Here is a 25,399-nt window from a genome sequence, read left to right as displayed (position 1 = left end):
ACGTCACTGTTGCCTTGTGGTTTATTATGTTTAGTTCTGTTGAGGGTTGCGTAAGTGAGGAGCCGTGGCGTGAAGAAGACCTCGACCTCGTTGGCCGACGGTCGCGAGCTCATCTACTACGACCTGAGGGACGACACCGTGCGCGACGCGGTGGACAAGCGTCCGCTGGAGCGGACCGTCACCACCTCGGAGATCCGCCGCGACCCACTGCTCGGCGACTCGGTCGCCATCGCCTCGCACCGCCAGGGCCGCACTTACCACCCCCCGGCCGACGAGTGCCCCCTGTGCCCCTCCCAGGGCGACCGGCTGAGCGAGATCCCGGACTCGTCGTACGACGTCGTCGTCTTCGAGAACCGCTTCCCCTCGCTGGCCGGCGACTCGGGCCGCTGCGAGGTCGTCTGCTTCACCTCCGACCACAACGCGTCCTTCGCCGACCTCACGGAGGAGCAGGTCGCACTGGTCCTGGAGGCGTGGACGGACCGGACGTCCGAGCTGTCGCACCTGCCCTCGGTCGAGCAGGTGTTCTGCTTCGAGAACCGCGGCGCCGAGATCGGCGTGACCCTGGGCCACCCGCACGGCCAGATCTACGCGTACCCCTTCACCACCCCGCGCACCTCCCTGATGCTGCGCCAGCTGGCCCAGCACAAGGAGATGACCGGCGGGGAGAACCTCTTCGACGCCGTCCTGGAGCGTGAACTCGCCGACGAGCGGGTCGTCCTGGAGAGTGAGCACTGGCTGGCCTTCGTGCCGTACGCGGCGCACTGGCCGTACGAGGTGCACCTGTACCCGAAGCGCCGCGTCCCCGATCTGCTCGGGCTCGACGAAAGCGCGCGCACAGAGTTCCCCAAGGTGTATCTGGAACTCTTGAGGCGCTTCGACCGGATCTTCGACGGGCGGGACGGAGGGAAAGAAGGGGCAGGTGAACCGCCCACGCCCTACATCGCGGCCTGGCACCAGGCCCCGTTCGGCGCGCTGGAGGAGTTCGAGGGCGTCAACCGTGACGACTTCGCGCTCCACCTCGAGTTTTTCACCATCCGCCGAACCTCCGGCAAGCTGAAGTTCCTCGCGGGTTCCGAGTCCGGCATGAGCGTGTTCATCAACGACATCCGGCCGGAGGCCGCGGCCGAGCGACTGCGAGAGGTAGCGAGTTGATGAAGTACCTGGTGACGGGTGGCGCGGGTTACGTCGGCAGTGTCGTCGCCCAGCACCTGCTGGAGGCCGGCCACGAGGTGGTCGTGCTCGACAACCTCTCGACGGGTTTCCGGGAGGGCGTCCCCGCCGGCGCGACCTTCGTCGAGGGCGACATCCGCGACGCCGCGAAGTGGCTGGACCCCTCCTTCGAGGCCGTGCTGCACTTCGCCGCGTCGTCACAGGTCGGCGAGTCGGTCGTCAAGCCCGAGAAGTACTGGGACAACAACGTCGGCGGCACGATGGCGCTGCTCGGCGCGATGCGCGAGGCCGGTGTCCGCAAGCTCGTCTTCTCCTCCACGGCCGCCACGTACGGCGAGCCGAAGGAGGTGCCGATCGTCGAGACGGCGGAGACCGCCCCGACCAACCCGTACGGCGCCACGAAGCTCGCCGTCGACCACATGATCACGGGTGAGGCGGCGGCCCATGGGCTCGGTGCCGTCTCCCTCCGCTACTTCAACGTGGCGGGCGCGTACGGCGCACAGGGCGAGCGCCACGACCCCGAGTCGCACCTGATCCCCCTGGTCCTCCAGGTCGCCCAGGGCAGGCGGGACGCCATCTCCGTCTTCGGCGACGACTACCCGACCCCCGACGGCACCTGCATCCGCGACTACATCCACGTCGCGGACCTGGCCGAGGCCCATCTGCTCGCCGTCGCGGCCGCCACCCCCGGCGAGCACCTGATCTGCAACCTCGGCAACGGCGAGGGCTTCTCGGTCCGCGAGGTCATCGAGACGGTCCGCAAGGTCACCGGCCACCCGATCCCCGAGGTCGTGGCCCCGCGCCGGGGCGGTGACCCGGCGGTCCTGGTGGCATCGGCCGCCGCGGCCCGCGAGAAGCTGGGCTGGAACCCGTCCCGCGCGGACCTCGCGGGGATCGTCGCGGACGCGTGGGAGTTCGCTCAGCACATCGCAAGGGAGCAGTAAGTGGGCGCAGAGCAGGTGCGGGCCGGTTTCGTGGAGCTCTACGGAACCGAGCCCGAGGGCGTCTGGTCGGCGCCCGGCCGCGTCAACCTCATCGGTGAGCACACCGACTACAACGACGGCTTCGTGATGCCCTTCGCGCTGCCGCACACGGCGGTCGCGGCGGTCGCGCGCCGCGAGGACGGCGTACTGCGCCTGCACTCGGCGGACGTCGAGGGCGGCGTCGTGGAGCTGCGACTGGACGCTCTGCAGCCGGAGTCGGACAGGAGCTGGACGGCGTACCCGGCGGGCGTGGTCTGGGCCCTGCGCGAGGCCGGCCACCCGGTGACCGGCGCGGACGTCCACCTGGCCTCGACGGTGCCTTCGGGTGCGGGCCTGTCGTCGTCGGCGGCCCTGGAGGTCGTGGTCGCCCTGGCCCTCAACGACCTCTACGAACTCGGTCTGCAGCGCTGGCAGTTGGCACGCCTGTGCCAGCGCGCCGAGAACGTCTACGTCGGCGCCCCCACCGGCATCATGGACCAGACGGCGTCGGCCTGCTGCGAGGAGGGCCACGCCCTGTTCCTCGACACCCGGGACCTCTCCCAGAAGCAGATCCCCTTCGACCTGGCCGCCGAGGGCATGCGCCTGCTGGTGGTGGACACCCGCGTCAAGCACGCCCACAACGAGGGCGAGTACGGCAAGCGGCGCGCGGGCTGCGAGCGGGGCGCGGCGCTGCTGGGCGTGGACGCGCTCAGGGATGTCGCCTATGAGGACCTCGACGCGGCACTCTCCCGTCTCGGCGACGACGAGGAGGCGGTCCGCCTGGTCCGCCACGTCGTCACGGAGGACGAGCGGGTGGAGAAGGTGGTCGCCCTGCTGGAGTCGGGCGAGACACGGGCGATCGGCCCGGTCCTGGTGGCGGGCCACGCCTCGCTCCGGGACGACTTCCGCATCTCCTGCCCCGAGCTGGACCTGGTGGTGGACACGGCCCTGGCCTCCGGCGCCCTCGGCGCCCGCATGACGGGCGGCGGCTTCGGCGGCTCGGCGATCGTCCTCGCCGAGGCGACCGACGTGGACACGATCACCAAGGCCGTCGAAGAGGCCTTCACGACGGCCGGCTTCACCGCGCCGAGGGTGTTCGAGGCGGTGCCGGCGGCGGGGGCGCGCAGGCTCAGCTGAGCCGCTTCGTCAGTGTGTACTCCGTGATCCCCGGCGGATAGTCGGGGATCACGCAGACCACCTCGTAACCCTGCTTCCGGTAGAAGCCCGGTGCCTGGAAGTCCCATGTCTCCAGGCGCGCGGAGGTGCAGCCCCGCTCGTACCGGGCGATGTGCTCCGCCTTCGCAAGCAGTTGCGAACCCAGGCCGGTGCCGCGGTGGCGTTCGTCGACCCACAGGTAGGTCACGTGGAGCCAGCTCGTCCAGGTGTGGCCCACCAGGCCTGCCGCCAGGTCGTCGGAGGCGTCCAACGCCCAGACGTGGAGGGGAAGTTCGCGCTCACCTGGGGTTCCGCGCAGGGCGCGCAGGACGGGGGAGGCGGCTGTGTTGTTGTCTCTCAGCCGCGTTCGGAGAAGATCGCGCCGGGCCTTGTCGACTTCTGTCTCAAGACGAAACATGCGGCTCACGATAAACGCGTCGGACAGCCAGTTCTGCAAATTACCTTCCGCTCCTGGCCCCCGGCCGTACCCTGATGAACAGCACCGGTGGGGGCCGGTGCTGATCAGGGGGCGAGACAGTCGGGTACGACGCCCGAAGTGGGGGTAGCAGTTCGTGCACGGCGGCGGCCGTGCGGCCATCGCGCTTCGGGCGTCGTATCTGCGCCCGTTCCGTCTCCCGACACAAAGGGGTCCCCTGCTCTTCAGGAGCTTGGGGAAGGGGGTTTCGTGGTTCGCATCCGAGTCCTGGTCGTCGACGACCATCGCATCTTCGCCGAGTCGCTCGCCGCAGCCCTGGCGGCCGAGCCCGACGTCGACGTCTCCGCCGCCGGCAGCGGTCCCGCCGCGCTGCGCAGCCTGGAGCGCGCGGCCGCCGAGGGGCGCCGCTTCGACGTGCTGCTCGTCGACGCCGACCTGGGCGGCAACCTGCCCGGCGTACGGCCCGCCGTGCCCGTGCACGACAACAACGAGGACGGTCTCGTCGACGGGATCTCGCTGGTCGCCGGAGTGCGTTCCGGGCAGCCGGGCGTACGGATCGTCGTGCTCGCCGAGAAGGACGACCCGCGCCGCGCCGCGCTCGCCCTGCAGGCCGGGGCCTCCGGCTGGGTGGCCAAGGACTGCTCGCTGTCCCGGCTGCTCAATGTCATCCGGGGCGTGCTGCGGGACGAGACGCATCTGCCGCCCGCCCTGCTGACGGGGGTGCTCAGGGAGCTCACCGCGGCGCGCAAGCACCGCACCGAGAGCGAGCGGCTCGTCGAGTCCCTCACGCCGAGGGAACGGGAAGTGCTCAGGTGCATGGTCGCCGGGCTGGGCAGGAAGGCCGTCGCCGAGCGGTTGTTCCTCTCGCCCCACACCGTGCGTACGCATATGCAGAACGTCCTCGGCAAGCTGGGCGTGCACTCCACCCTGGCCGCCGTCGCCCTCGCCCGTCGCGCCGGCGTCGGGCCCGTCGACCTAGCCGGGGATGTTGTCGAACGGGGCGGTCAGCTGGCGTAGCAGCCCCGCCAGTTCGCCCCGCTGGGCGCGGGAGAGTTCCGCGAGGATCGCCCGCTCCTGGTCCAGCAGTCCCGCGAGGGCCTGGTCCGCGCGGTCCCGGCCCTCGTCCGTCAGCCGCACCAGCACACCACGCCGGTCGCTCGGATCGGGCAACCGCTCCACCAGGCCCTTCTTCGCCAGCCGGTCGATGCGGTTCGTCATCGTGCCGGAGGTGACCAGGGTCTGGGTGAGGAGCTGTCCCGGGGAGAGCTGATACGGCGATCCCGCGCGCCGCAGCGCCGTCAGGACGTCGAACTCCCAGGGCTCCAGGCTGTGCTCGGCGAATGCCAGACGCCGCGCCCGGTCCAGATGCCGGGCCAGTCTGCTCACCCGGCTGAGCACCTCGAGCGGTTCCACGTCGAGGTCCGGGCGCTCCCGGCGCCACGCAGTGACCAGCCGATCGACCTCGTCCTCCATGACGATCAGTGTAGTGGTTGTGTCGATGTGAAGTCTCTTGATGTCGACTCTCTTGACGTCAAGATAAATATCCGGGGAAGGTGGGAGTCATGAATGCCGCCATGAACGCCCCTGCCTGGGACCCCGCCCAGTACCTCCGTCACGCCGGTCACCGCGCCCGTCCCTTCGTCGACCTGCTCGCCCGCATCCCCGAGCTGCCCTCCGAGCGGCCGGCCGTCGCCGACCTCGGCTGCGGCCCCGGCAACGTCACCGTCCTCCTCGCCGACCGCTGGCCCACCGCCCGCATCACCGGCTACGACAACTCGCCCGAGATGCTCGACCAGGCGCACGTCGAGCACGAGGGCCCGACCTCGGGCGGCGGCCGGCTCGCCTTCGCCCACGCGGACGTACGGACCTGGGCGCCCGGGACGCCGTACGACCTCATCGTCAGCAACGCCACCCTGCAGTGGGTCCCCGGGCACGCCGAGCGGTTCGGGGAGTGGATCGCGGGACTCGTCCCCGGCGGCGCCTTCGCCTTCCAGGTGCCCGGCAACTTCTCCGCCCCCAGCCATCAGCTGATGCGCGAGATCGCCCACTCCGCACGCTGGAAGGACCGCCTCGCCGAGACCCTCCGGCACGACGACGCGGTGCTGGAGCCGACCGCCTACCTGCAGCGCCTCACCGCCCTCGGCTGCGAGGCGGACGTGTGGGAGACCACGTACGTGCATCTGCTCGGCGGCGAGGACCCGGTGCTGGACTGGGTGAAGGGGACGGGGCTGCGGCCGGTCCTCACCGCCCTCGCCGACGATCCCGAGGCGCGGGACGCGTTCGTCGCCGAGTACCGGGCGGCCCTGCGGGAGGCCTATCCGGGCACCGCGTACGGCACGCCGTTCCCGTTCCGCCGTATCTTCGCCGTGGCCCGGAAGGGGGCGTGATGCTGGTCGCCGTCGACCATGTCCAGCTCGCCGCGCCGGCCGGGTCGGAGGACCGTCTGCGCGCGTACTACGTCGAGGTGCTGGGCATGACCGAGATCCCCAAACCGCCGGTGCTCGCCGTGAGGGGAGGGTGCTGGTTCGGGGCGGGGGCCGTACAGCTGCACCTGGGGATCGACGAGGACTTCCGGCCGGCCAGGAAGGCCCACCCGGGGCTGCGGGTCAGGGACATCGAGGCGTACGCCGCCCGGCTGGAGGCGCGGGGCGCCAGGGTCGCGTGGGACCACGATCTGCCGGGGTGCCGGCGGTTCTACTCCGAGGACCCGGTGGGCAATCGGCTGGAGTTCCTGGAGGGCGTTTGCGCCGCGCCGTGACGGCTACTCGCCGTGGTGACACCGAAGTCCGACCTGGCAGGGAGTGATCGACGGTGGCGAAGGACCAGAAGGCCAAGGGCAAGAAGGAACAGGCCAAGGGCAAGGCCAAGGAAATGATGGGGCGCGCCGTCGGCAACGAGCGGATGGAAGCCGAAGGCCGTCTCGGACAGGCCAAGGGCGACGCACGCCAGGCCAAGGAGAAGGCGAAGGACACCTTCAAGCACTGACCCGCACGGGCCGGCACCGACCGGCACCTTCATGGGCACCGGGAGCCTCAGCTCTTCCGGTGCCCTATCAGTCGCGGCTTCTGCTCCAGCCCGTCCAGACCGTGCCACGCCAGGTTCACCAGGTGGGCCGCGACCTCCGCCTTCTTCGGGCGGCGCACGTCCAGCCACCACTGACCGGTCAGCGCGACCATGCCGACCAGGGCCTGCGCGTAGAGCGGGGCGAGCTTGGGGTCGAAGCCGCGGCTCTTGAACTCCTTGCCGAGGATGTCCTCCACCTGGGTGGCGATGTCCGAGATGAGGGAGGCGAAGGAGCCCGTCGACTGGGGGATGGGGGAGTCGCGGACCAGGATGCGGAAGCCGTCCGTGTACTCCTCGATGTAGTCGAGGAGCGCGAAGGCCGCCTGTTCGAGCAGCTCACGGGGGTGGCCGGCGGTCAGGGAGCCGGTGACCATGTCCAGCAGCCGCCGCATCTCGCGGTCCACGACCACCGCGTAGAGGCCCTCCTTGCCGCCGAAGTGCTCGTACACCACCGGCTTGGACACCCCGGCCTTGGCCGCGATCTCCTCCACCGACGTGCCCTCGAAGCCCTTGGCGGCGAAGAGGGTGCGGCCGATCTCCAGCAGCTGCTGACGGCGCTCGGCGCCGGTCATACGGGTCCGCCGCACTCGCCGCGGTTTGTCGGTGCTCTCGGTGCTGCTCGGATCGGTCGCCACGGCGTCAATCATGCCGCCTTGGCTGTCTCCTTCCGGCGCCGAGAGCCCTCTTCCCCGGTGTTCCGGCGCGAATCGATACGCGAGCGTGACGGCCAGCGCACGTCGTACGCCCAGCCGAACGCCTCGAACCAGCGGATGAGCCGGGCCGACGAGTCCACCTGGCCGCGCATCACACCGTGCCGCGCGGAGGTCGGGTCGGCGTGGTGCAGGTTGTGCCAGGACTCGCCGCAGGACAGGACCGCGAGCCACCAGACGTTGCCGGAGCGGTCACGGGACTTGAAGGGGCGCTTGCCGACCGCGTGGCAGATCGAGTTGATCGACCAGGTCACGTGATGGAGCAGGGCCACCCGAACGAGCGATCCCCAGAAGAACGCCGTGAACGCGCCCCACCACGACATGGTCACCAGGCCGCCGACCAGCGGGGGCAGGGCCAGGGAGAGCATCGTCCAGAAGATGAACTGACGGGAGATCGCACGGATCACCGGGTCCTTGATCAGATCCGGCGCGTACTTGTCCTGCGGCGTCTGCTCCTCGTCGAACATCCAGCCGATGTGCGCCCACCACAGGCCCTTCATCAGCGCCGGGACCGTCTCCCCGAAACGCCACGGGGAGTGCGGGTCACCCTCCGCGTCCGAGAACTTGTGGTGCTTGCGATGGTCCGCCACCCAGCGGACCAGTGGGCCCTCGACCGCCAGCGACCCCATGATCGCCAGGGCGATCCGGAGCGGCCGTTTGGCCTTGAAGGAACCGTGCGTGAAGTAGCGGTGGAAACCGATCGTGATGCCGTGACAGCCGAGGTAGTAGAAGAAGACCAGCAGACCGACGTCGAGCCAGCTCACCCCCCAGCCCCACGCCAGCGGCACCGCCGCCAGCAGCGCGAGGAACGGAACGGTGATGAACAGCAGCAGGGTGATCTGCTCGATCGACCGCTTCTGCTCACCGCCCAGCGTGGCCGAGGGAATCGGGGTGTCGGTCGACTTCGGGGCGTCGTCGATCACATCGGAGCTCGTGGTCATGGGCGTCCCCTGTGGGGTCGAGGGTTGTGAGAGATGCCAGGTCGGCGGAGTCCGGCACATCTTCCTACGGTTCCGTAACCTACGGCATCGTAAGTATGGCAGTGCGCCGTCCGGCGGCAAGAGCCCGAGAGTCTGCGCGTCCGCATGGACACCTATCCTTGGAGTCGGTCGGACAGCGCGGTCCGCTCTGATTCCTTCCCGGAAGTCAGGGCCGTATGCGGCAGCCGCCGCGCGGCCCGGTCAGCCGGGTTCCCCTCCCGGACGAGCTTCAACACTGCAAGGAGCCGCACCTGTGAGCAGTGCCGACGACCAGACCACGACGACAAGCAGTGAGCTGCGCGCCGACATCCGCCGGCTGGGCGACCTCCTGGGCGAGACCCTCGTCCGCCAGGAGGGCCCCGAGCTGCTGGAACTCGTCGAAAAGGTCCGCCGCCTCACCCGCGAGGACGGAGAGGCCGCCGCCGAACTGTTGCGCGGCACCGAACTGGAGACCGCGGCCAAGCTGGTCCGCGCCTTCTCCACCTACTTCCACCTGGCCAACGTCACCGAGCAGGTCCACCGGGGCCGCGAGCTGCGCGCCAGGCGCGCAGCCGAGGGCGGCCTGCTGGCCCGTACGGCCGACCGCCTCAAGGACGCCGACCCCGAGCACCTGCGCGAGACGGTCGCCCACCTCAATGTTCGTCCGGTGTTCACGGCGCACCCGACGGAGGCCGCGCGCCGCTCGGTCCTGAACAAGCTCCGGCGCATCGCCGCGCTCCTGGAGACCCCGGTCATCGAGTCCGACCGCCGCCGCTACGACACCCGGCTTGCCGAGAACATCGACCTGGTGTGGCAGACCGACGAGCTGCGGGTCGTACGCCCGGAGCCGGCCGACGAGGCCCGCAACGCCATCTACTACCTCGACGAGCTGCACGCGGGTGCGGTGGGTGACGTCCTGGAGGACCTGACGGCGGAGCTGGAGCGGGTCGGCGTCAGACTTCCCGACCACACCCGCCCGCTCACCTTCGGCACCTGGATCGGCGGCGACCGCGACGGCAACCCGAACGTCACCCCCCAGGTCACCTGGGACGTCCTGATCCTCCAGCACGAGCACGGCATCAACGACGCCCTGGAGATGATCGACGAGCTGCGTGGCTTCCTCTCCAACTCCATCCGCTACACGGGCGCCACCGAGGAGCTGCTGGAGTCGCTGCAGGCCGACCTGGACCGCCTCCCGGAGATCAGCCCCCGCTACAAGCGGCTGAACGCCGAGGAGCCGTACCGCCTCAAGGCCACCTGCATCCGGCAGAAGCTGGAGAACACCAAGCAGCGCCTGGCCCGGGGCATCCCGCACGAGGAGGGCCACGACTACCTCGGCACCGCCGAGCTGCTGGCCGACCTCACCCTCATCCAGACATCCCTGCGCGAGCACCGCGGCAGCCTCTTCGCCGACGGCCGCCTGGACCGCACCATCCGCACGCTGGCCGCCTTCGGCCTCCAGCTCGCGACGATGGACGTACGCGAACACGCGGACGCCCACCACCACGCCCTCGGCCAGCTCTTCGACCGCCTGGGCGAGGAGTCCTGGCGGTACGTCGACATGCCCCGCGAGTACCGGGCCAGGCTGCTCGCCAAGGAGCTGCGGTCGAGGAGGCCGCTGGCCCCGACCCCGGCGCCGGTGGACGCGGCCGGTGCGAAGACCCTCGGCGTGTTCGAGACGGTCAAGCGGGCCCTCTCCGTCTTCGGGCCCGAGGTCATCGAGTCGTACATCATCTCGATGTGCCAGGGCGCCGACGACGTCTTCGCGGCCGCCGTGCTCGCCCGCGAGGCGGGTCTGATCGACCTGCACGCAGGCTGGGCGAAGATCGGCATCGTGCCGCTCCTGGAGACCACCGACGAGCTCAAGGCCGCCGACACCATCCTGGAGGACATGCTCTCCGACCCGTCCTACCGACGGCTGGTCGCCCTGCGGGGCGACGTCCAGGAGGTCATGCTCGGCTACTCCGACTCCTCCAAGTTCGGCGGCATCACGACCTCCCAGTGGGAGATCCACCGCGCCCAGCGGCGCCTGCGTGACGTCGCACACCGGTACGGCGTCCGCCTCCGCCTCTTCCACGGCCGCGGCGGCACCGTCGGCCGCGGCGGCGGCCCCTCGCACGACGCGATCCTCGCCCAGCCCTGGGGCACCCTGGAGGGCGAGATCAAGGTGACCGAGCAGGGCGAGGTCATCTCCGACAAGTACCTCGTGCCGTCCCTGGCCCGAGAGAACCTGGAACTGACGGTCGCGGCCACGCTCCAGGCCTCCGCCCTGCACACCGCGCCCCGCCAGTCGGTCGAGGCGCTGGCCCGCTGGGACGCGGCCATGGACGTGGTGAGCAACGCCGCCGAGGCCGCCTACCGCCGCCTGGTCGAGGACCCCGACCTGCCCGCCTACTTCTTCGCCTCCACACCGGTCGACCAGCTCGCCGACCTGCACCTGGGCTCGCGGCCCTCGCGCCGCCCCGACTCCGGGGCAGGTCTCGACGGCCTGCGCGCCATCCCATGGGTCTTCGGCTGGACCCAGTCCCGCCAGATCGTCCCCGGCTGGTTCGGCGTCGGCTCCGGACTGAAGGCACTGCGCGAAGCGGGCCTGGACACCGTGCTCGACGAGATGCACGAGCAGTGGCACTTCTTCCGCAACTTCATCTCCAACGTCGAGATGACGCTCGCGAAGACCGACCTGCGGATCGCCTCCCACTACGTCGACACCCTCGTCCCGGACGACCTCAAGCACGTGTTCGCCACCATCAAGGCCGAGCACGAGCTGACCGTCCGCGAGGTCCTGCGCGTCACCGGCGAGCCCGAACTCCTCGACGCCACCCCGGTGTTGAAGCAGACGTTCAGCATCCGCGACGCCTACCTGGACCCGATCTCCTACCTCCAGGTGACCCTGCTCAAGCGCCAGCGCGACGCGGCAGCCGCCGGCCAGGACCCCGACCCGCTCCTGGCCCGCGCCCTGCTCCTCACGGTCAACGGCGTGGCGGCGGGCCTGCGCAACACCGGCTGAGCCACGCGCACACGAGGGTGCCCCCGAGCTTCGTGCGAGCTCGGGGGCACCCTCGTTCTCCTCCGCGTCAGGCCCGGCGCCTGCGGACCAGGAGGTACCCGCCGCCTGCCAGCAACGCGGCGGCGACGCCGGAGAGCAGGCCGACGGGGGTGCCGTTGCCGGTCTCGGCGAGGTCGTCGCCCGAGCCGCTGCCCTGCGCGGACGGCGACGAGGAGGGTGTCGGCGCGGCCGCCCCCGGCGAGGCGGACGCGGAGGCCGACGCAGCCGGCGTCGCCGTGGGCGTCGTGGGCGTCGTGGGCGTCGTGGAACTGTCGCCCTTCGGGTCGTCGGCGGCGCAGTCCGTCCAGAACACCTTGTGCTTGGCGGCGCCCTTCTCGCCGTCGAAGTTCCAGAACAGCTTGTAGTGGCCGTCGGGCAGCGACAGGTCCTCCGTACGGCCGTGCCCCTGGGCGTCGAGGGTGATGGCGCCGGTCTTGACCGTCGCGCCCTTGGTGGCGGCGGTCGGCGCCCAGGCCTCGATATGCCAGTCGACCTGCTGGACGGCGTCGAAGCCGAACGCGTCCAGGTAGAACGTGCAGACGTGCGGCTCGTTGCGCCTGAGGTCCTCTCCGGTCGCGGCGTCGTGGATCTTCACGGTCCCGTTGTCTCCGGGAGCGGTGGCGTGGGCGGCGACGGGCGCGGCGAGCAGCGCGGCCGCGGCGACGGCGCACAGGGCGCCGACGCGGCTGAGGGTACGCATGGGGCAGTCCATCTTCGAGTTACGGACGGGAAGATGTGGAGGGGGCGGCTCAGCATCCAGCCCCGGCTGACCGAAGGTCAATCACGAACAGGCAACGCTCAGTTCCTCCACAGACATGGAGAACACGCGCAACCCTCAGATCGTCACGAACGCCGCCGTGAGCAGCGCGATCCCCGACCCCGCCATGACCCAGGCGACCCGCGTCCGCCGCAGCCCGCCCGCGACGACGACCGACGCCAGCAGCAGCGCCCCGCCCAACGGCACCCAGGAGTACAGGATTCCGGACGGCCCGGACCGCATCACCTCATCGGTTCCGGGCTTCACCACGACCGTGTAGGTCTGCCCCTTCTTCACGGCGACCGTCTTGTCCATGACGACCTTCCCGCGCGCCCGCGCCCCCTGCGAGAGGGGCGTGAAGGGGCCCGTGCAGGTGTCCGGGGCGCATGACGTCACCTCCACCGTGCCGGTCTCCCGGCCCTTGGTGAGCATCACGTACGGCGCGGTCTTCCACGACCCCCACACCCCGGCGATCAGGATCAGCACCGCGACCGCCCCCATCGCCGTGAGCTGACCGAACCGCAGGGCGGCGGCCGGGGCCGGACGGGACTTGGTGGCTGTGGCAGGCATGGCCGGGATCATTGGCCATGCCCCTACGAGCGGTCAACTCCAGCCCGTTCCCGTGGGGGACAAGTCAGGAGTTGTACGTGCTTTGCGCCCGCTCCAGCCCATCGATGACAAGGGACTCCACCGCGTCCGCCGCCCGGTCCACGAAGTAGTCCAGCTCCTTGCGCTCGGCGGAGGAGAAGTCCTTCAGCACGAAGTCGGCCACCTGCATACGCCCCGGAGGCCGCCCGATCCCGAACCGCACCCGGTGGTAGTCGGCGCCGAACGCCTTCGTCATCGACTTCAGCCCGTTGTGCCCGTTGTCACCACCGCCGAGCTTGAGGCGGAGGACGCCGTAGTCGATGTCCAACTCGTCATGAATGGCGACGATGTTGGCGACGGGAACCTTGTAGAAGTCCTTCAGCGCGTTCACCGGACCCCCCGACAAGTTCATGTACGACATCGGCTTGGCGAGGACGACCCGCCGGTTCGCCGGTCCCGGCGGCCCGATCCGCCCCTCGACGACTTGGGCCTGCGCCTTGCCCGCCCGCTTGAACCTCCCCCCGATCCGCTCGGCCAGCAGATCGGCCACCATGAACCCGATGTTGTGCCGGTTCATCGCGTACTCGGGCCCGGGATTCCCGAGGCCGACGATCAGCCAGGGGGCGCCTGCAGGGGTGGTCACGTCCATGTCTCCTTGATACGCGCCAGCCGCTGCCCCGTACGGGAACAGCGGCTGACAGAAAAGTGAGCGTCGGGCTCAGGCCTCGGCGACCTCTTCGCCGGCGGCCTCTTCACCTTCCGCGGACTCCTCGGCCTGCGCCGCCAGGACCTGCAGGACGACGGCGTCCTCGTCGACGGCCAGCGTGGTGCCGTTCGGCAGCGTGATGTCCTTGGCGAGGATGGAGGCACCGGCCTCCAGGCCCTCGATGGACACGGTGACCGACTCGGGGATGTGGGTGGCCTCGGCCTCGACCGGCAGCGCGTTCAGGACGTGCTCCAGCAGGTTGCCACCGGCGGCCAGCTCGCCCTCGGTGTGCACCGGGATCTCGACCGTGACCTTCTCGCCGCGCTTGACCAGCAGCAGGTCGACGTGCTCCAGGAAGCCCTTGATCGGGTCACGCTGCACGGACTTCGGGATCGCCAGCTCGTTGGCCTTGCCGTCGATGTCCAGGGAGATCAGGACATTCGGCGTACGCAGCGCGAGCAGCAGGTCGTGGCCCGGGAGGGTCAGGTGCAGCGGGTCCGCACCGTGGCCGTAGAGGACACCGGGAACCTTGGCGTCACGACGGATACGACGGGCGGCACCCTTGCCGAACTCGGAACGGGTCTCGGCGGAGATCTTTACCTCGGACATGATCACTCCTCGTAGAGGTAGACACAGACGTGGTCACCCGGCCACGAACGGCCTGCTACGAAGAGCGCGTCGATAACGGACCGCCGTATCTCGCCATGAGTACGGCCTCCCTCGCCGAGCAACTCGAGCAGTCTACTCGGAGAGGGAGGCCGTACCCAAAAGGATCTTTACTGCTCGTCGAACAGGCTCGTCACCGAACCGTCCTCGAACACCTCGCGCACCGCACTCGCGATCGTCGGCGCGATGGAGAGAACGGTGATCTTGTCCAGGTCGATGCCCAGCTCGCCCGGCGTCGGCAGCGTGTTCGTGAAGATGAACTCGCTCACCCGGGAGTTCTTCAGCCGGTCGGCGGCAGGACCGGAAAGCACACCGTGCGTCGCCGTCACGATGACGTCCTCGGCGCCATGCGCGAACAGCGCGTCCGCGGCGGCGCAGATGGTGCCACCGGTGTCGATCATGTCGTCGACCAGGACGCAGACCCGGCCCTTGACCTCACCCACGACCTCGTGGACGGTCACCTGGTTCGCCACGTCCTTGTCGCGCCGCTTGTGCACGATGGCCAGCGGCGCACCGAGCCGGTCGCACCAGCGGTCGGCCACCCGGACGCGACCCGCGTCCGGCGAGACGACCGTCAGCTTGTTCCGGTCGACCTTCCGGCCCACGTAGTCCGCGAGGAGCGGAAGGGCGAAGAGGTGATCGACGGGCCCGTCGAAGAAGCCCTGGATCTGGTCCGTGTGCAGGTCGACGGTGAGGATGCGGTCCGCACCCGCCGTCTTCATCAGGTCGGCGATCAGACGGGCCGAGATGGGCTCACGGCCGCGGTGCTTCTTGTCCTGCCGGGCGTAGCCGTAGAACGGCACGATCACGGTGATGGAGCGCGCCGAGGCCCTCTTCAGGGCGTCGATCATGATCAGCTGCTCCATGATCCACTGGTTGATCGGAGCCGTGTGGCTCTGGATCACGAAGCAGTCGGCACCGCGGGCCGACTCCTGGTAGCGGACGTAGATCTCGCCGTTGGCGAAGTCGAAGGCCTTCGTCGGGACGACCCCGACACCCAGCTGCTGGGCGACCTCCTCGGCAAGCTCGGGGTGGGCGCGGCCGGAGAAGAACATCATCTTCTTCTCGCCGGTCGTCTTGATCCCGGTCACAGCTGTCTCCTCAGAGGTGTCTCAACTGGGTGTGCACTTATCACGGTACGCCGACTTCGACGCACTCGTTTCCGGTCAGTCCTCGCCCTCGACCTGCCGAGACGCCGCCTCGGCCGCCTTCGCCGCCGCGCTCCCCGGACGCTTGCGGGCCACCCAACCCTCGATATTCCGCTGCTGACCACGGGCCACGGCCAGCGAACCGGGCGGCACGTCCTTCGTGATCACGGACCCGGCGGCGGTGTACGCGCCGTCCCCGACCGTGACGGGTGCCACAAACATATTGTCCGAGCCTGTACGGCAATGCGACCCGACGGTGGTGTGGTGCTTCTCCTGGCCGTCGTAGTTCACGAACACGCTGGCGGCACCGATGTTGGTGTGGTCGCCGATGGTCGCGTCACCGACGTAGGAGAGGTGCGGGACCTTGGTCCCCTCGCCGATGGCGGCGTTCTTGGTCTCCACGTACGTACCGATCTTGCCCTTGGCGCCGAGGCGGGTGCCGGGGCGGAGATAGGCGTACGGCCCGACGGTGGCGTGCGGTCCGACCTCGGCGCCGTCGGCCACGGTGTTGTCGATCCGGGCGCCGGCGCCGACCTTCGTGTCCGTCAGGCGGCTGTTGGGGCCGACCTCGGCGCCCTCCCCGAGGTGCGTCGAGCCGTGCAGCTGGGTGCCGGGGTGGACGATCGCGTCCTGCCCGAAGGTGACGGTGACGTCGACCCAGGTGGTCGCCGGGTCGATGACGGTCACGCCGGCCAGCATGGCGCGGGTGAGCAGCAGGTCGTTGAGGATCCGGCGGGCCTCGCTCAGCTGCACACGGTTGTTGATGCCGGCGATCTCGCGGTGATCGGCGGCCACGCAGGCCCCGACCCGATGTCCGGCCTCGCGCAGAATCCCGAGGACGTCGGTGAGGTACTCCTCGCCCTGGCTGTTGTCCGTCCGCACCTTCTTGAGGGCCTCGGCGAGCAGCTCCCCGTCGAAGGCGAACACCCCGGAGTTGATCTCACGGATCGCCCGCTGGGCCTCGCTCGCGTCCTTGTGCTCGACGATCTCGGTGACGGCGCCGGTGTTCCGGTCGCGCACGATCCGCCCGTAACCGGTGGCGTCCGGCACTTCCGCGGTCAGCACGGTGACGGCGTTGGAGTCGCCGGAGTGGGTGGCGGCGAGCTGCCGGAGCGTCTCGCCGCTGAGCAGGGGGGTGTCTCCGCAGACGACCACCACGGTGCCGTCGACGCTGCCGCCGAGGGACTCCAGGGCGATCCGGACGGCGTGACCGGTGCCGTTCTGCTCGGCCTGCACGGCGGTCCGCACACCGGGGTCGATCTCGGCGAGGTGCGCGGTGACCTTCTCGCGCGCGTGCCCGACGACGACGACGAGATTCTCGGGGTCCAACTCACGGGCGGCGGCGAGCACGTGGCCCACGAGGCTGCGGCCGCAGATCTCGTGCAGGACCTTGGGTGTGGCCGACTTCATACGGGTGCCCTCACCCGCTGCGAGAACGACGACGGCTGCCGGGCGAATGGCGCTCACGGGGTTGCCCTTCGGCTTTGGATGCGTGGGGGGTGGACATCCGCAGGATACCGGGGCGTTTCGTGGGGGACATGAGAGCGGGCCCTGACACTGCTGTCAGGGCCCGAACCGAGCATGGCTCCCCCGCCAGGACTCGAACCCGGACAGATGGCACCAAAAGCCACAGTGCTGCCAATTACACCACGGGGGAATATTCTCGACTAAACCGGACATTCAGTCAGGTCGTCGAGTGGCGGCTCCTACTATGCCGTACCAGGTGCCCTCGATGCGACGGTACAGATCGGCACTCCGTAGGACGCTGATCACGAGACAGCCTCGGTAGGAGTCGCCCACGTTCTTGCGCACGGTCTTCGGGTTGTGCTTCTTCAGCGTGGTCTTGTTGAAGGCACCCTTGTCCGCGCCCACCAAGTCGGCCCAGTACTGCTCGGAAGCGGGTACATCGGCGGACTCGTGGATCATTACGCGGAAACGCAGGCGATCCCTTTCCACTTCCAGTAGGTCCAGCCAGGCCAGGAAGACGGCGATCATCCCCGGGTCGCTGTTGACGAAAAGGACGAGTTCGCGTCGGCTGTAGGGTTTGTCCTTGGTGCCCTCGGCCCAGTAGAGCCCGACCCCCAACAGGAACAACTCGCGGTCGGACAGCTTGCCCACGGCTTCTGCCGCGGCCGACTTGGTTGCCTGACGCTCTTGGCCCTGGGCGGCGCGGAGACGTGCCAGCCCCGCGTCCATGCGCGCGCGTTGTTCCTCCGGCGTGCACTTGGGCTCAGGAGTCGGCAGATCCCGCACCCAGAGGGACACCGAGCTCTTCGAGCAGCCCAGTTCGGCCTGGATCTGGTGGTATGTCCAGCCTTGTCGCCGCAGTTCGCGTGCCCGCTCCTTCAGATCGTCCTTCGCTCGCGGTCGTTTCGTCCATTCAGGCGGGGGCTCGCCTTCGACCAGGCGCTGAAGGATCTCCTTGTTGTGGACCCGGAGCTCGTCCCGGATCTGCCGAAGGCTGAGTCCCGCCCGCCGCAACGCCACCGCCCGCTCGCGCAACCCCTCGAAGTCCTCGTACTTGCCGCACAGATTTGTCATAGCCGCACACTCCGCCGGAATCCGATCTTCCGGCGTCGAACGGTGAGCGATTCAGCAGTTCGAGGTATATCGGGCTGTTTCGTGCGTGGGTCGTCACGGAATGTGGTGTAGGCCAGTCCCGGAAACTCACCGGAAAACCGGTCGCGAACGCCCGTAGGCTGGAGGCATGACCACGACGGGGGAAGACCACGCCGCGGCCCGGGGAGGGCCGTGGTGGTGGGCGAGGTGGCGCAGTGCGGCGTTGGACATCGGGCTCGCGGCGGCATCCGCGGTCGAGTGCGCGTTCGAGGGGATTCACTTCGCGCGGGACGCGGGGATTCCGTTGGCCGCGGGTGTGGTGTTCGGGGTGCTCGCCGGGTCCGCGCTGATCGTGCGGCGGCAGTGGCCGATCGCCGTCGTGCTGGTGTCGATCGCGATCACACCGGCCCAGATGGGCTATCTGATGGGCATCGTCGGCCTGTACACCCTCGCCGCCTCCGAACTGCCCCGCCGCATCATCGGCTCCCTCGCCGGTATGTCCTTCGTCGGCATGCTGATCGTGATGTTCGTACGGGTCCGGCAGGACATGGCGCACGGCGACTGGAAGCTCGGCGACTGGTTCGTCCCGTTCGCCGCGATCACCATCGCGATCGGCATGATCGCGCCGCCCTTGCTGCTCGGCCTGTACATGGGTGCCCGGCGTCGTCTCCTGGAGAGCCTCAGGGAGCGCGCGGACAGTCTGGAGCGGGAGTTGCAGCTGCTCGCCGAGCGCGCGGAGGAGCGGGCCGAGTGGGCGCGGAACGAGGAGCGGACGCGGATCGCGCGGGAGATGCACGACGTCGTCGCCCATCGCGTCAGCCTGATGGTCGTCCACGCTGCCGCGCTGCAGGCCGTCGCCCGGAAGGATCCCGAGAAGGCCGTGAAGAACGCCGCTCTTGTGGGAGACATGGGGCGGCAGGCGTTGACCGAGCTGCGGGAGATGCTGGGTGTCCTGCGCAGCGGGGACGGGCTTCGGCGTTCGGATCATCCGGTGCCGCTCGCGGCCGTGGGGGTGGCCGCGGCCGTCGCCGCCTCGAGGGCGGCCGAGGACGGCGAGGGGCCCTGTCTCTCCGAACTGGAGGAGCTGATCGGGCAGTCGGCGGCCGCGGGGATGGTCGTGGACCTGTCGGTGGAGGGTGAGACGCGGGCGTACACCGCGCAGATCGAGCAGACCGCCTACCGGGTGGTGCAGGAAGCCCTGACGAACGTCCACAAGCATGCGGCCGGGGCCAAGACGTATGTGCGGGTGGCGCACCGGGTGTCGGAGATCGCGATGCAGGTGGAGAACGAGCCGCCGCCGGAGGTGGCGTCGGCCGTCCGCCTGCCCTCGGGGGGCAACGGCCTAGTGGGGATGAAGGAACGGGTCACCGGGCTGGGCGGGGTGTTCGTGTCCGGGCCGACGGATGCGGGGGGTTTCAGGGTGTCGGCGGTGATCCCGGCGGCGTAGGCCCTTCGTCGCTCAGCCCGCGGTGAGGCGTACCGGCTCGATGCCCGCGACGAGGCCGGCGAGGGCCTGGTCGATGTCGGGGCCCAGGTACCAGTCGCCGGTGTGGTCGAGGGCGTAGACGCGGCCCTCGGCGTCGATGGCGAGGAGGGCCTCGGTGTCGGTCTCGGCACCGAGGGGGCTGACCTCGCTGTCGAGGGCGCGGCCGAGGTCACCGAGGGTGCGGGCCAGATGGAGGCCGTGCAGCGGGTCGAGGTGCAGGGCGGCGGGGGCGACCTGGCGACCGGGGCCGGTGGGCGTGATGTACAGGCCGCCGAACTCCGCCCATGCCTCTACGGCGGCCGGGAAGACGGCGTGCCGGTGGCCCGCGGGTGATTCGTGCTCGCGCAGGGCGTCGGCCCAGATCTCGGCCTGCTTTATGTCCCAGCGTCCGGGTTGCCAGCCGGCGGCGCGCAGGGCGGCGTCGACGGGTACGGGGAAGCGCGTGGTCGAGGTGCGGTCGGGGTGCATCTGCCCTTCGATCGTCGAGTTCGCCGATGTCGTGCGGTGTTGTGAGGTCCTGCGGGTGGAGGTGGAGGTGGAGGTGGAGGTGGAGGTGGGGGTGCGGGTGGGGTGGGGGTCAGCCGTCTGCCGCCGTCGGGTCGACGATGAGTACGCCGAAGTGGGCGCTGAGGGCTGTGCAGGCGCGGCAGGGCGTGGCGAAGCTGCCGTGGAGGGGGTCGCCGTCCTCGCGGATGCGTCGGGCGGTGAGCTTGGCCTGCTTGAGGGCTTTGCGTGCCTCGCCGTTGGTCATGGGCTTGCGTGCAGCGCGTCGGCTGCGGGCGGCGTCCGCGAAAGCTATGTGCCGGGAGATGAGGATCGTCTCGGCGCAGCGGCCGGTGAAACGGTCGCGCTGGGCGCTGGTGAGGGTGTCCAGGAAGTCCTGGACGAGGTGGTGCAGGGCGGGGGCCTCCTCGCCGCGGGCGGCGGTGCCGGTGAGGGTGGCGCCGCGGACGGAGAGCGCCGCGGCGACGGTGGGGAGTATGCCGTCGCGACGGTGGCGCAGGGCGGGCGCGTGCGCGGTCTCGGTGGCGCTCCAGCCGATGCGGGGGTCGCCTGTGACCCCCGTGTGCGCTGCGGTCTGTGGTCCCGTCTGCGTCGCGTTCATGATCGTCATCCCTCCCGAGCATCCCCCGGAGGAGACAGAGTGCCAAACTCCGTTGCTGGTGCGGAAGCTGGGGCGGTGCGACACGCCCGGGTTTGGGCGGTCCGTGAGGGCGGGGTGACGGCTGGTCACGGAAGCGGAGGGCGGCTGACCGGTGCCCGGTGACCGGTGTCGTCGTACCGCATAGGCTGTCGGCACCGCGATCCATGCGGTTGACGCGTGGAGACAGGACAGCAGGACAGTCAGACATACGGGGTGGGGTGGCCGGAGGCGGTCACCGGCCCCGTACAGAACGCCGCAGGGGGCAACCGCCATGACGACAGGTCGGCTCGGGCAGCAAGCCGCGCCGCCGAACGCGGCTTACGCCGGGCAGGTCGTGCACTTCCCGGATCCGGTCCGGGCGGCGCGTCACCCGAGAGGGGTACGCGTGGACGAGCGCGGTTACCCCGACTTCTCGCCCTACGCGCGTGCCGCCGCGGAGATCGCCGAGCCCCCGGAGGGCTTCGGGGTCGACGAGCTCAGGCTGACGGACTACGTCTCGGCGAACGCGGCGCTGGCGGCGACCGGTCATGACCTGTGGGACACGGTGCCGGCGGTGGCGACTCCGCACGGCTGGACCTGGCACCACGTCGCGGGTTCACGACGGCTCGAGCTGATACCGGTCGATGTGAAGGCGCTGCTGCGGCATCACGGCGGGATCGCGACGGCGGCCGTCGACCAGAACAAGCGGGGCACACGTCCGTTGCAGGAGACGCGTCCCGCGCACTTCGGTCTGCCGAAGTCGGGTGTGGCGGTGACGGAGGCGCAGGTGCAGGGGGTCGAGGAGGACCTCGGATACCGCCTGCCGGGTGCCTACCGCTCCTTCCTGAAGGCGGCGGGCGGTTGTGCGCCGATCGGCACGGCCCTGGACGCGGAACTCGGCCTCCTCGTCGACCAGCCGTTCTTCACGGTGCGTGACGAGGCCGCGGTCAACGACCTGGTCTACGTGAACAAGTGCCTGCGCGACCACCTCACCAAGGACTACCTGGGCGTCGGTTTCGTCCAGGGCGGCCTGCTCGCGGTGAAGGTGAAGGGCGAGCGGCTCGGTTCCGTGTGGTTCTGCGCCTACGACGACGCCCGCGACGTCGATCCCTCGTGGGCGCCGGCGGACCGGGTGGAGCGTCTGCTGCTGCCGTGCGGTGCGGACTTCGACACGTTCCTGTCCCGACTGGCCGGTTCTCCGCCGGAGTTGGAGACGGTGGCGAATCTGATGGTGGACGGCGGTTTCGCGCGTGCGGTACCGGTGTCCTCGGCGTCTTCCGCGGCTGTGGGGGAGTGAGCTTCGCGATGGTGACGTTCGCGCAGGCGCAGGAGCGCGCGGAAGAGTGGATCAACGGCGACGTGCCCTCGTACCAGCACCGAGAGGTGCGAGTAAGGGAGTTCGAGCTCGGCTTCGTGGTGTGGGCGGAGGACCGCGCCGACGGTCCGCGCTCCGACGGCGGCGCACAGCGGCTGGTGCTCGCCCGGGACAGCGGAGAAGCCACCTTGTGGCCGTCGCTGCCGGTGGGCGAGGTGATCCGCCGTTACGAGGAGGAGTACGGCCGCCCGGACACGGTCGAGGACGCCGTGCCGTCGGCTGCGGCTCCGGCACGGGTGGACCTGAATCAGACGTCCTTCTTGCTGACGCCGCCGGAGTGGCTGCAGGAGGCGGCGGACAAGCTGGGGATCGCGGATCGACGGGGTGGTGCCGGGGCCGGGGCTGGAGCTGGGGCCGGGGCTCGGGCCGGTGCGGGTTCCGGTGGTGGCTCGGCTGGAGCTGCTTCGGCAGGTAATGGTGGGGTCGGGGGCGGGGGGCTTCCCGAGACGCAGGGCGGGGTGCCTGCGGGTTCGGGTGGGGGTGCGGGAGTCGGCTCCGGTTTCTCGAACGTGCCGTCCGCGCCGGGGGCGCCCGGTGCGCCCCGTGTGCCGAACGTGCCCGATGGAGCGACCCCTTGGGCCGGGACCGACACCAACGCCGATGCCGGCGAGGACCGTTCCGTGCCGCTGCCGGCGACGGTCTTCGCGCCGCCGCTGAGTGAGTCGGGTGACCGTACGCCGCCGGACGCCGAGACCGAGTTGATGTCGGGGGGCAGCCAGCTGCCGCCTACGGCGCAGGAGCGGGCGTTGGACGAGCCGAGGGCGCGGGGTGCGTCTGGAGCGCCTGGAGCGGTGGGCGCGGCGGGGTTGCCTGCGGCGCCTGGGGCGCCGGGTGCGCCGAGTGGTACGCCGGGGGCGCTTGCGGGGTCGGGTGCGCCGGGGGGGCCTGGTGTGCCCGGTAGTGCGTTTACGCCGGGGGCTTCCGGGGTGCCGGGTGCGCCGGACGTGCAGGGCGTGCCGGGTGGTGTGTCGGCGGCGCCCGGTGGCCCGGGTGCGCCGGGTGCGCCGGGTGCGCCGGGGATGCCTCCGCCTCCGTCGGGGCCGGGTGCGTCTGCGTATGGGTATCCGCAGGGTGCGGGTGGCGCGGGTGGTGCGGGGGTACCGGGTGTGCCGCCTCTGGGCGCGTCTGCGACGGGCGCCGTGCCGCCGCCTCCGCCGGGTGCGCCTTCTTACGGTTATCCGCAGGGCGCGGGCGGTCCTTCCGCGCCGGGTACGCCGCCTCCGGGTGCCGCGTCTCCGCCACCGCCGCGGGCATCCTCTTACGGTTATCCGCAGGGACCCGGCGTGGCGCCCGGTGCGCCTCAGCCACCGGGTGCTCCGGGGCTGCCGCACGCTCCGAGCGCGGGGGAGATTGCCGACGCCGCGACGAGCAAGGCGGGGCCCCCGTCCCGGCGGGGCTCCTCGGCTCCGCCGCCTCCGCCGGGTGCCCCTGGGGCTCCGGGTGCGCGGGCGGGGAGCATGCCGCCGGCTCCACCAGGGTCCGGTGGTGCGGGCGGGTACGTTCCGACCCAGCTCGTGTCGGCGCTCGGTCCCGACGGGCCGGAGGGCACTGCCGGGCCGCAGGCCCCGGGCACGCCGCATCCGCCCGGCGCACCGAACCCGCCGGGCGCCCCCAACCCGCCCGGTACGCCTCCGGGCGACGTCCACTACGCCGCCACGATGCTGGCCGACCCGAGTGCGATGGGTCCGGGTGGGGGCGCGCCGCAGCCTCCGGGCGCCCACGGCGTTCCGGGCGCTCCTGGCGTTCCGGGCCCGCCCGGCGCGCAGGCGTTTCCGGGCGCCCCGGGCACACCGAACGCGCCCGGCGCCCCGGGAGTCCCGAGCGCCCCCGGCATGCCTGGCGCACAGCAGCCTCCGGGCGCCCCGGGTATTCCGGGTGCCCCTGGCGCATCCCAACCGCCGGGCGCCCCGGGCATGCCTGGCACCCCTGGCGCACCACGGTTTCCGGGCGCCCCGGGCACTCCGGGTGCGCCCGGCGCACCTCAACCGCCGAGCGCCCCGGGCGTACACGGAGTGCCCGGCGCATCGCAGCCCCCAGGCGCCCCCGGCACACCAGGCGCTCCCAGCGCACCGAACGGCCCGGGCGGCGCGCGCGGCGCCGTTCACCACGCGGAGACCGTGCTCGGCGCACCGCCGGTGGGCACCCCTGGCGCACCGCCCGTAGGTGCTCCCGGCGCACCCCCCGTTGGCGCCCCCGGCACCCCGCCGCCGCCCCCGCCGGCCCCCGGCGCACTCGGCGCCCCGGGCGCCCCCCAGCCGCCGATGCCGCCCGCACCCGGTGCGGTGCTTCCGCCGCCCGGGCAGGCCGGGCCCGGTCAGCAGCCGGCGTACGGGTACCCGCCGCAGCCGCAGGGGCAGCCGACGGTGGGTCCCGGTTATCAGGCCGTTCTTCGTTACCGTGCGCAGGACGGGTCGGAGCAGCAGTTGATCCGGCGTTCGGCGCCGGGGACTCCGCATCCGGAGTGGCAGATCTTCCATGAGCTGCGCGGTATGAACGTGCCGCCGGACCAGGTGCTGGAGCTGCACACCGAGTTGGAGTCGTGCGAGCTGCCGGGTGCGTACTGTGCGCGGATGATCCGGGAGCAGTGGCCGCAGGCGCGGATCACGAACATCGCGCCGTACGGCACGGATCACGCGAGCCGGCAGCAGGGCATGCAGCAACTGCTCGCGCACCAGGGCGAGTTGCATCAGGTGGCGGACGGGCCCGCGCGCCCGGCGCCGGTGCGGGCGCCGTTGCCGCCGGTGCAGGCCGCGCCGCCGATTCCGCCGGAGGCGGTGGCGCAGGAGCTGGCGGGGGCGTTCGGGCCGGGGATCTTCCGGTTCGAGCAGCAGGCCGTGTCCCGGCAGGGCGTGCCGCCGGTCGTGGCGCACTCGCTGGTGGTGGCGGGGCTGCCGATGGACATGGGCCCGTTCTTCTGGGCGCAGGCCCAGCAGGGGCGCCCCGTGCCGACGCTCGCCGAACTGGCGCAGGAACGCGGCGTGCAGCCGGCCGCGGACGCCGGCTCGTACCTCGTCATGGGCAGCGACTTCGGCAAGGCGCTCTGCGTGCAGTACGGCACGGCGAACATCGTGGCCGTGCCCGTGGAGGCGGGGCCCGGCGGGGCGCCGGTGCCGCCGCAGTTCGTGAACACGGGGCTGCCCGAGTTCCAGCGGTGTCTGGCGCTGCTCGGCCGGATGTGGCGTCTTCGGTTCGGGCTGAACCAGGAGCAGGCGGGCCGTTGGACCGTCGACTTCCAGGCCCAGCTCGCCTCCCTCGACCCGGCGGCGCTCGGCTCGCCGGAGAGCTGGTGGTCGGTGCTGCTGGAGCAGATGTGGGACGGGTTGTTGTGACGTCCCGTTGACAGCCGTACGAGCTGTTCCCAGGAGTTGTTCCGTTGGGCTGTTCCTCGGGCCGGGCCCGGTCGCTGTGACCGGGCCCGGCCCTTTTGTGTACGTGTCGCGATCGTCGTCTGTCCGCGCTTGACCGTGATCTGTGCGCGGAGTGTCGCGTT

The 25,399-nt window shown here is 70.8% G+C and carries 24 protein-coding genes and 1 tRNA gene; 11 read left to right on the top strand and 14 right to left on the bottom strand.

All coding sequences use genetic code 11. The annotated features are described in order from the left end of the window. Window positions 1-69 precede the first annotated feature (69 nt). Genes galT through galK form a run of 3 tightly spaced genes read left to right on the top strand, consistent with a single transcriptional unit; the run spans window position 70 to window position 3,269 of the window. Window positions 70-1,152 (top strand): galactose-1-phosphate uridylyltransferase, encoded by a 1,083-nt coding sequence (galT, locus tag ACWC09_RS06215; protein ID WP_450849004.1) that lies wholly within the window; start codon window positions 70-72, stop codon window positions 1,150-1,152. Continuing rightward, the gene (gene galE, locus ACWC09_RS06210; RefSeq protein WP_450849002.1) at window positions 1,152-2,114 is read left to right on the top strand and encodes a UDP-glucose 4-epimerase GalE; all 963 of its coding nucleotides are present in this window, start codon (window positions 1,152-1,154) and stop codon (window positions 2,112-2,114) included. Before galT ends, galE begins: the two co-directional genes overlap by 1 nt. After that, window positions 2,115-3,269: a galactokinase gene (galK, locus tag ACWC09_RS06205; protein ID WP_450849000.1), complete on the top strand. Its 1,155-nt coding sequence runs from the start codon at window positions 2,115-2,117 to the stop codon at window positions 3,267-3,269. Here the strand turns inward: galK and ACWC09_RS06200 are convergent. Continuing rightward, complete coding sequence (locus ACWC09_RS06200; protein ID WP_450849131.1) at window positions 3,262-3,717, bottom strand: GNAT family N-acetyltransferase; 456 nt, start codon at window positions 3,715-3,717, stop codon at window positions 3,262-3,264. The two genes, galK and ACWC09_RS06200, sit on opposite strands and share 8 nt — an antisense overlap. Before the next feature lie 255 nt (window positions 3,718-3,972). Between ACWC09_RS06200 and ACWC09_RS06195 the strand changes: the two genes are divergently transcribed. Beyond that, a complete protein-coding gene (locus ACWC09_RS06195) occupies window positions 3,973-4,740 on the top strand; it encodes a LuxR C-terminal-related transcriptional regulator (RefSeq protein WP_450848998.1) in 768 nt (255 codons plus the stop codon). Here the strand turns inward: ACWC09_RS06195 and tamR are convergent. Next, complete coding sequence (tamR, locus tag ACWC09_RS06190) at window positions 4,699-5,196, bottom strand: MarR family transcriptional regulator TamR (RefSeq protein WP_450848996.1); 498 nt, start codon at window positions 5,194-5,196, stop codon at window positions 4,699-4,701. The two genes, ACWC09_RS06195 and tamR, sit on opposite strands and share 42 nt — an antisense overlap. Before the next feature lie 89 nt (window positions 5,197-5,285). Here tamR and ACWC09_RS06185 point away from each other — a divergent pair, with 89 nt between their 5' ends. The 3 genes from ACWC09_RS06185 to ACWC09_RS06175 are packed head-to-tail and all read left to right on the top strand — an operon-like array spanning window position 5,286 to window position 6,708. Further along, window positions 5,286-6,110 (top strand): trans-aconitate 2-methyltransferase, encoded by an 825-nt coding sequence (locus ACWC09_RS06185; RefSeq protein ID WP_450848994.1) that lies wholly within the window; start codon window positions 5,286-5,288, stop codon window positions 6,108-6,110. Further along, entirely contained in the window at window positions 6,110-6,481 is a 372-nt protein-coding gene (locus ACWC09_RS06180) for a VOC family protein (RefSeq protein WP_450848992.1), read from the top strand. The genes ACWC09_RS06185 and ACWC09_RS06180 overlap by 1 nt, the downstream gene beginning before the upstream one ends. 53 nt (window positions 6,482-6,534) lie before the next feature. Further along, window positions 6,535-6,708, top strand: coding sequence for a CsbD family protein (locus ACWC09_RS06175; protein ID WP_450848990.1), 174 nt, complete (start codon window positions 6,535-6,537; stop codon window positions 6,706-6,708). 47 nt (window positions 6,709-6,755) lie between these two features. On the opposite strand, the gene ACWC09_RS06170 is transcribed toward ACWC09_RS06175, so the two are convergent. Both ACWC09_RS06170 and ACWC09_RS06165 read right to left on the bottom strand, forming a co-directional pair. Next, a complete protein-coding gene (locus ACWC09_RS06170; protein WP_450848988.1) occupies window positions 6,756-7,433 on the bottom strand; it encodes a TetR family transcriptional regulator in 678 nt (225 codons plus the stop codon). Beyond that, complete coding sequence (locus ACWC09_RS06165) at window positions 7,430-8,437, bottom strand: acyl-CoA desaturase (RefSeq protein WP_450848986.1); 1,008 nt, start codon at window positions 8,435-8,437, stop codon at window positions 7,430-7,432. The genes ACWC09_RS06170 and ACWC09_RS06165 overlap by 4 nt, the downstream gene beginning before the upstream one ends. Window positions 8,438-8,729: 292 nt before the next feature. Here ACWC09_RS06165 and ppc point away from each other — a divergent pair, with 292 nt between their 5' ends. Beyond that, on the top strand, window positions 8,730-11,462 hold the full coding sequence (gene ppc, locus ACWC09_RS06160; RefSeq protein ID WP_450848984.1) for a phosphoenolpyruvate carboxylase: 2,733 nt from the start codon (window positions 8,730-8,732) through the stop codon (window positions 11,460-11,462). Between the two features lie 67 nt (window positions 11,463-11,529). Here ppc and ACWC09_RS06155 read toward each other — a convergent pair whose 3' ends face one another. The 8 genes from ACWC09_RS06155 to ACWC09_RS06120 all read right to left on the bottom strand — a co-directional run bounded on the left by ACWC09_RS06155 (window position 11,530) and on the right by ACWC09_RS06120 (window position 17,907). Continuing rightward, a complete protein-coding gene (locus ACWC09_RS06155; RefSeq protein WP_450848982.1) occupies window positions 11,530-12,201 on the bottom strand; it encodes an LPXTG cell wall anchor domain-containing protein in 672 nt (223 codons plus the stop codon). Window positions 12,202-12,336: 135 nt separating this feature from the next. Then, window positions 12,337-12,840 (bottom strand): hypothetical protein, encoded by a 504-nt coding sequence (locus ACWC09_RS06150; protein ID WP_450848980.1) that lies wholly within the window; start codon window positions 12,838-12,840, stop codon window positions 12,337-12,339. A gap of 52 nt (window positions 12,841-12,892) precedes the next feature. Then, window positions 12,893-13,495, bottom strand: coding sequence for an aminoacyl-tRNA hydrolase (pth, locus tag ACWC09_RS06145; protein WP_450848978.1), 603 nt, complete (start codon window positions 13,493-13,495; stop codon window positions 12,893-12,895). Window positions 13,496-13,564: 69 nt separating this feature from the next. Beyond that, complete coding sequence (locus ACWC09_RS06140; protein ID WP_450848976.1) at window positions 13,565-14,161, bottom strand: 50S ribosomal protein L25/general stress protein Ctc; 597 nt, start codon at window positions 14,159-14,161, stop codon at window positions 13,565-13,567. A 167-nt stretch (window positions 14,162-14,328) separates the two neighbouring features. After that, the gene (locus ACWC09_RS06135; protein ID WP_450848974.1) at window positions 14,329-15,309 is read right to left on the bottom strand and encodes a ribose-phosphate diphosphokinase; all 981 of its coding nucleotides are present in this window, start codon (window positions 15,307-15,309) and stop codon (window positions 14,329-14,331) included. Window positions 15,310-15,384: 75 nt separating this feature from the next. Next, complete coding sequence (gene glmU / locus ACWC09_RS06130) at window positions 15,385-16,833, bottom strand: bifunctional UDP-N-acetylglucosamine diphosphorylase/glucosamine-1-phosphate N-acetyltransferase GlmU (RefSeq protein WP_450848973.1); 1,449 nt, start codon at window positions 16,831-16,833, stop codon at window positions 15,385-15,387. A gap of 115 nt (window positions 16,834-16,948) precedes the next feature. After that, window positions 16,949-17,023, bottom strand: a tRNA-Gln gene (locus tag ACWC09_RS06125). Window positions 17,024-17,046: 23 nt separating this feature from the next. Then, window positions 17,047-17,907 (bottom strand): helix-turn-helix domain-containing protein, encoded by an 861-nt coding sequence (locus ACWC09_RS06120; protein WP_450848971.1) that lies wholly within the window; start codon window positions 17,905-17,907, stop codon window positions 17,047-17,049. Window positions 17,908-18,073: 166 nt separating this feature from the next. Here ACWC09_RS06120 and ACWC09_RS06115 point away from each other — a divergent pair, with 166 nt between their 5' ends. Then, complete coding sequence (locus ACWC09_RS06115) at window positions 18,074-19,372, top strand: sensor histidine kinase (protein ID WP_450848970.1); 1,299 nt, start codon at window positions 18,074-18,076, stop codon at window positions 19,370-19,372. Between the two features lie 12 nt (window positions 19,373-19,384). Here ACWC09_RS06115 and ACWC09_RS06110 read toward each other — a convergent pair whose 3' ends face one another. Both ACWC09_RS06110 and ACWC09_RS06105 read right to left on the bottom strand, forming a co-directional pair. Further along, window positions 19,385-19,879: an SUKH-3 domain-containing protein gene (locus ACWC09_RS06110; protein ID WP_450848968.1), complete on the bottom strand. Its 495-nt coding sequence runs from the start codon at window positions 19,877-19,879 to the stop codon at window positions 19,385-19,387. Window positions 19,880-19,988: 109 nt separating this feature from the next. Continuing rightward, window positions 19,989-20,525, bottom strand: a complete 537-nt coding sequence (locus ACWC09_RS06105; protein WP_450848966.1) for a YwqJ-related putative deaminase — start codon at window positions 20,523-20,525, stop codon at window positions 19,989-19,991. A 301-nt stretch (window positions 20,526-20,826) separates the two neighbouring features. On the opposite strand from ACWC09_RS06105, the gene ACWC09_RS06100 reads away from it, so the two are divergent. Together ACWC09_RS06100 and ACWC09_RS06095 are read left to right on the top strand one after the other, a co-directional pair. Further along, a complete protein-coding gene (locus tag ACWC09_RS06100) occupies window positions 20,827-21,831 on the top strand; it encodes an SMI1/KNR4 family protein (protein WP_450848964.1) in 1,005 nt (334 codons plus the stop codon). Window positions 21,832-21,839: 8 nt separating this feature from the next. Continuing rightward, a complete protein-coding gene (locus ACWC09_RS06095) occupies window positions 21,840-25,238 on the top strand; it encodes an SUKH-4 family immunity protein (RefSeq protein ID WP_450848962.1) in 3,399 nt (1,132 codons plus the stop codon). The last annotated feature ends 161 nt before the right edge of the window (window positions 25,239-25,399 follow it).

Source organism: Streptomyces sp. NPDC001617 (genome assembly GCF_053596855.1).
The sequence above is the reverse complement of the archived record's forward strand: the minus strand, read 5'-3'. Positions and strand labels throughout refer to the sequence as shown.

What these genes read in the sequence shown, in the direction of transcription:
- galE (WP_450849002.1), top strand. Translation starts at nt 1,152, where the DNA reads ATGAAGTACCTGGTGACGGGTGGCGCGGGTTACGTCGGCAGTGTCGTC.
- tamR (WP_450848996.1), bottom strand. Translation starts at nt 5,196, where the DNA reads ATGGAGGACGAGGTCGATCGGCTGGTCACTGCGTGGCGCCGGGAGCGC.
- ACWC09_RS06185 (WP_450848994.1), top strand. Translation starts at nt 5,286, where the DNA reads ATGAATGCCGCCATGAACGCCCCTGCCTGGGACCCCGCCCAGTACCTC.
- ACWC09_RS06180 (WP_450848992.1), top strand. Translation starts at nt 6,110, where the DNA reads ATGCTGGTCGCCGTCGACCATGTCCAGCTCGCCGCGCCGGCCGGGTCG.
- ACWC09_RS06170 (WP_450848988.1), bottom strand. Translation starts at nt 7,433, where the DNA reads ATGATTGACGCCGTGGCGACCGATCCGAGCAGCACCGAGAGCACCGAC.
- ACWC09_RS06165 (WP_450848986.1), bottom strand. Translation starts at nt 8,437, where the DNA reads ATGACCACGAGCTCCGATGTGATCGACGACGCCCCGAAGTCGACCGAC.
- ACWC09_RS06155 (WP_450848982.1), bottom strand. Translation starts at nt 12,201, where the DNA reads ATGCGTACCCTCAGCCGCGTCGGCGCCCTGTGCGCCGTCGCCGCGGCC.
- ACWC09_RS06150 (WP_450848980.1), bottom strand. Translation starts at nt 12,840, where the DNA reads ATGATCCCGGCCATGCCTGCCACAGCCACCAAGTCCCGTCCGGCCCCG.
- pth (WP_450848978.1), bottom strand. Translation starts at nt 13,495, where the DNA reads ATGGACGTGACCACCCCTGCAGGCGCCCCCTGGCTGATCGTCGGCCTC.
- ACWC09_RS06140 (WP_450848976.1), bottom strand. Translation starts at nt 14,161, where the DNA reads ATGTCCGAGGTAAAGATCTCCGCCGAGACCCGTTCCGAGTTCGGCAAG.
- ACWC09_RS06120 (WP_450848971.1), bottom strand. Translation starts at nt 17,907, where the DNA reads ATGACAAATCTGTGCGGCAAGTACGAGGACTTCGAGGGGTTGCGCGAG.
- ACWC09_RS06115 (WP_450848970.1), top strand. Translation starts at nt 18,074, where the DNA reads ATGACCACGACGGGGGAAGACCACGCCGCGGCCCGGGGAGGGCCGTGG.
- ACWC09_RS06110 (WP_450848968.1), bottom strand. Translation starts at nt 19,879, where the DNA reads ATGCACCCCGACCGCACCTCGACCACGCGCTTCCCCGTACCCGTCGAC.
- ACWC09_RS06105 (WP_450848966.1), bottom strand. Translation starts at nt 20,525, where the DNA reads ATGACGATCATGAACGCGACGCAGACGGGACCACAGACCGCAGCGCAC.
- ACWC09_RS06100 (WP_450848964.1), top strand. Translation starts at nt 20,827, where the DNA reads ATGACGACAGGTCGGCTCGGGCAGCAAGCCGCGCCGCCGAACGCGGCT.
- ACWC09_RS06095 (WP_450848962.1), top strand. Translation starts at nt 21,840, where the DNA reads ATGGTGACGTTCGCGCAGGCGCAGGAGCGCGCGGAAGAGTGGATCAAC.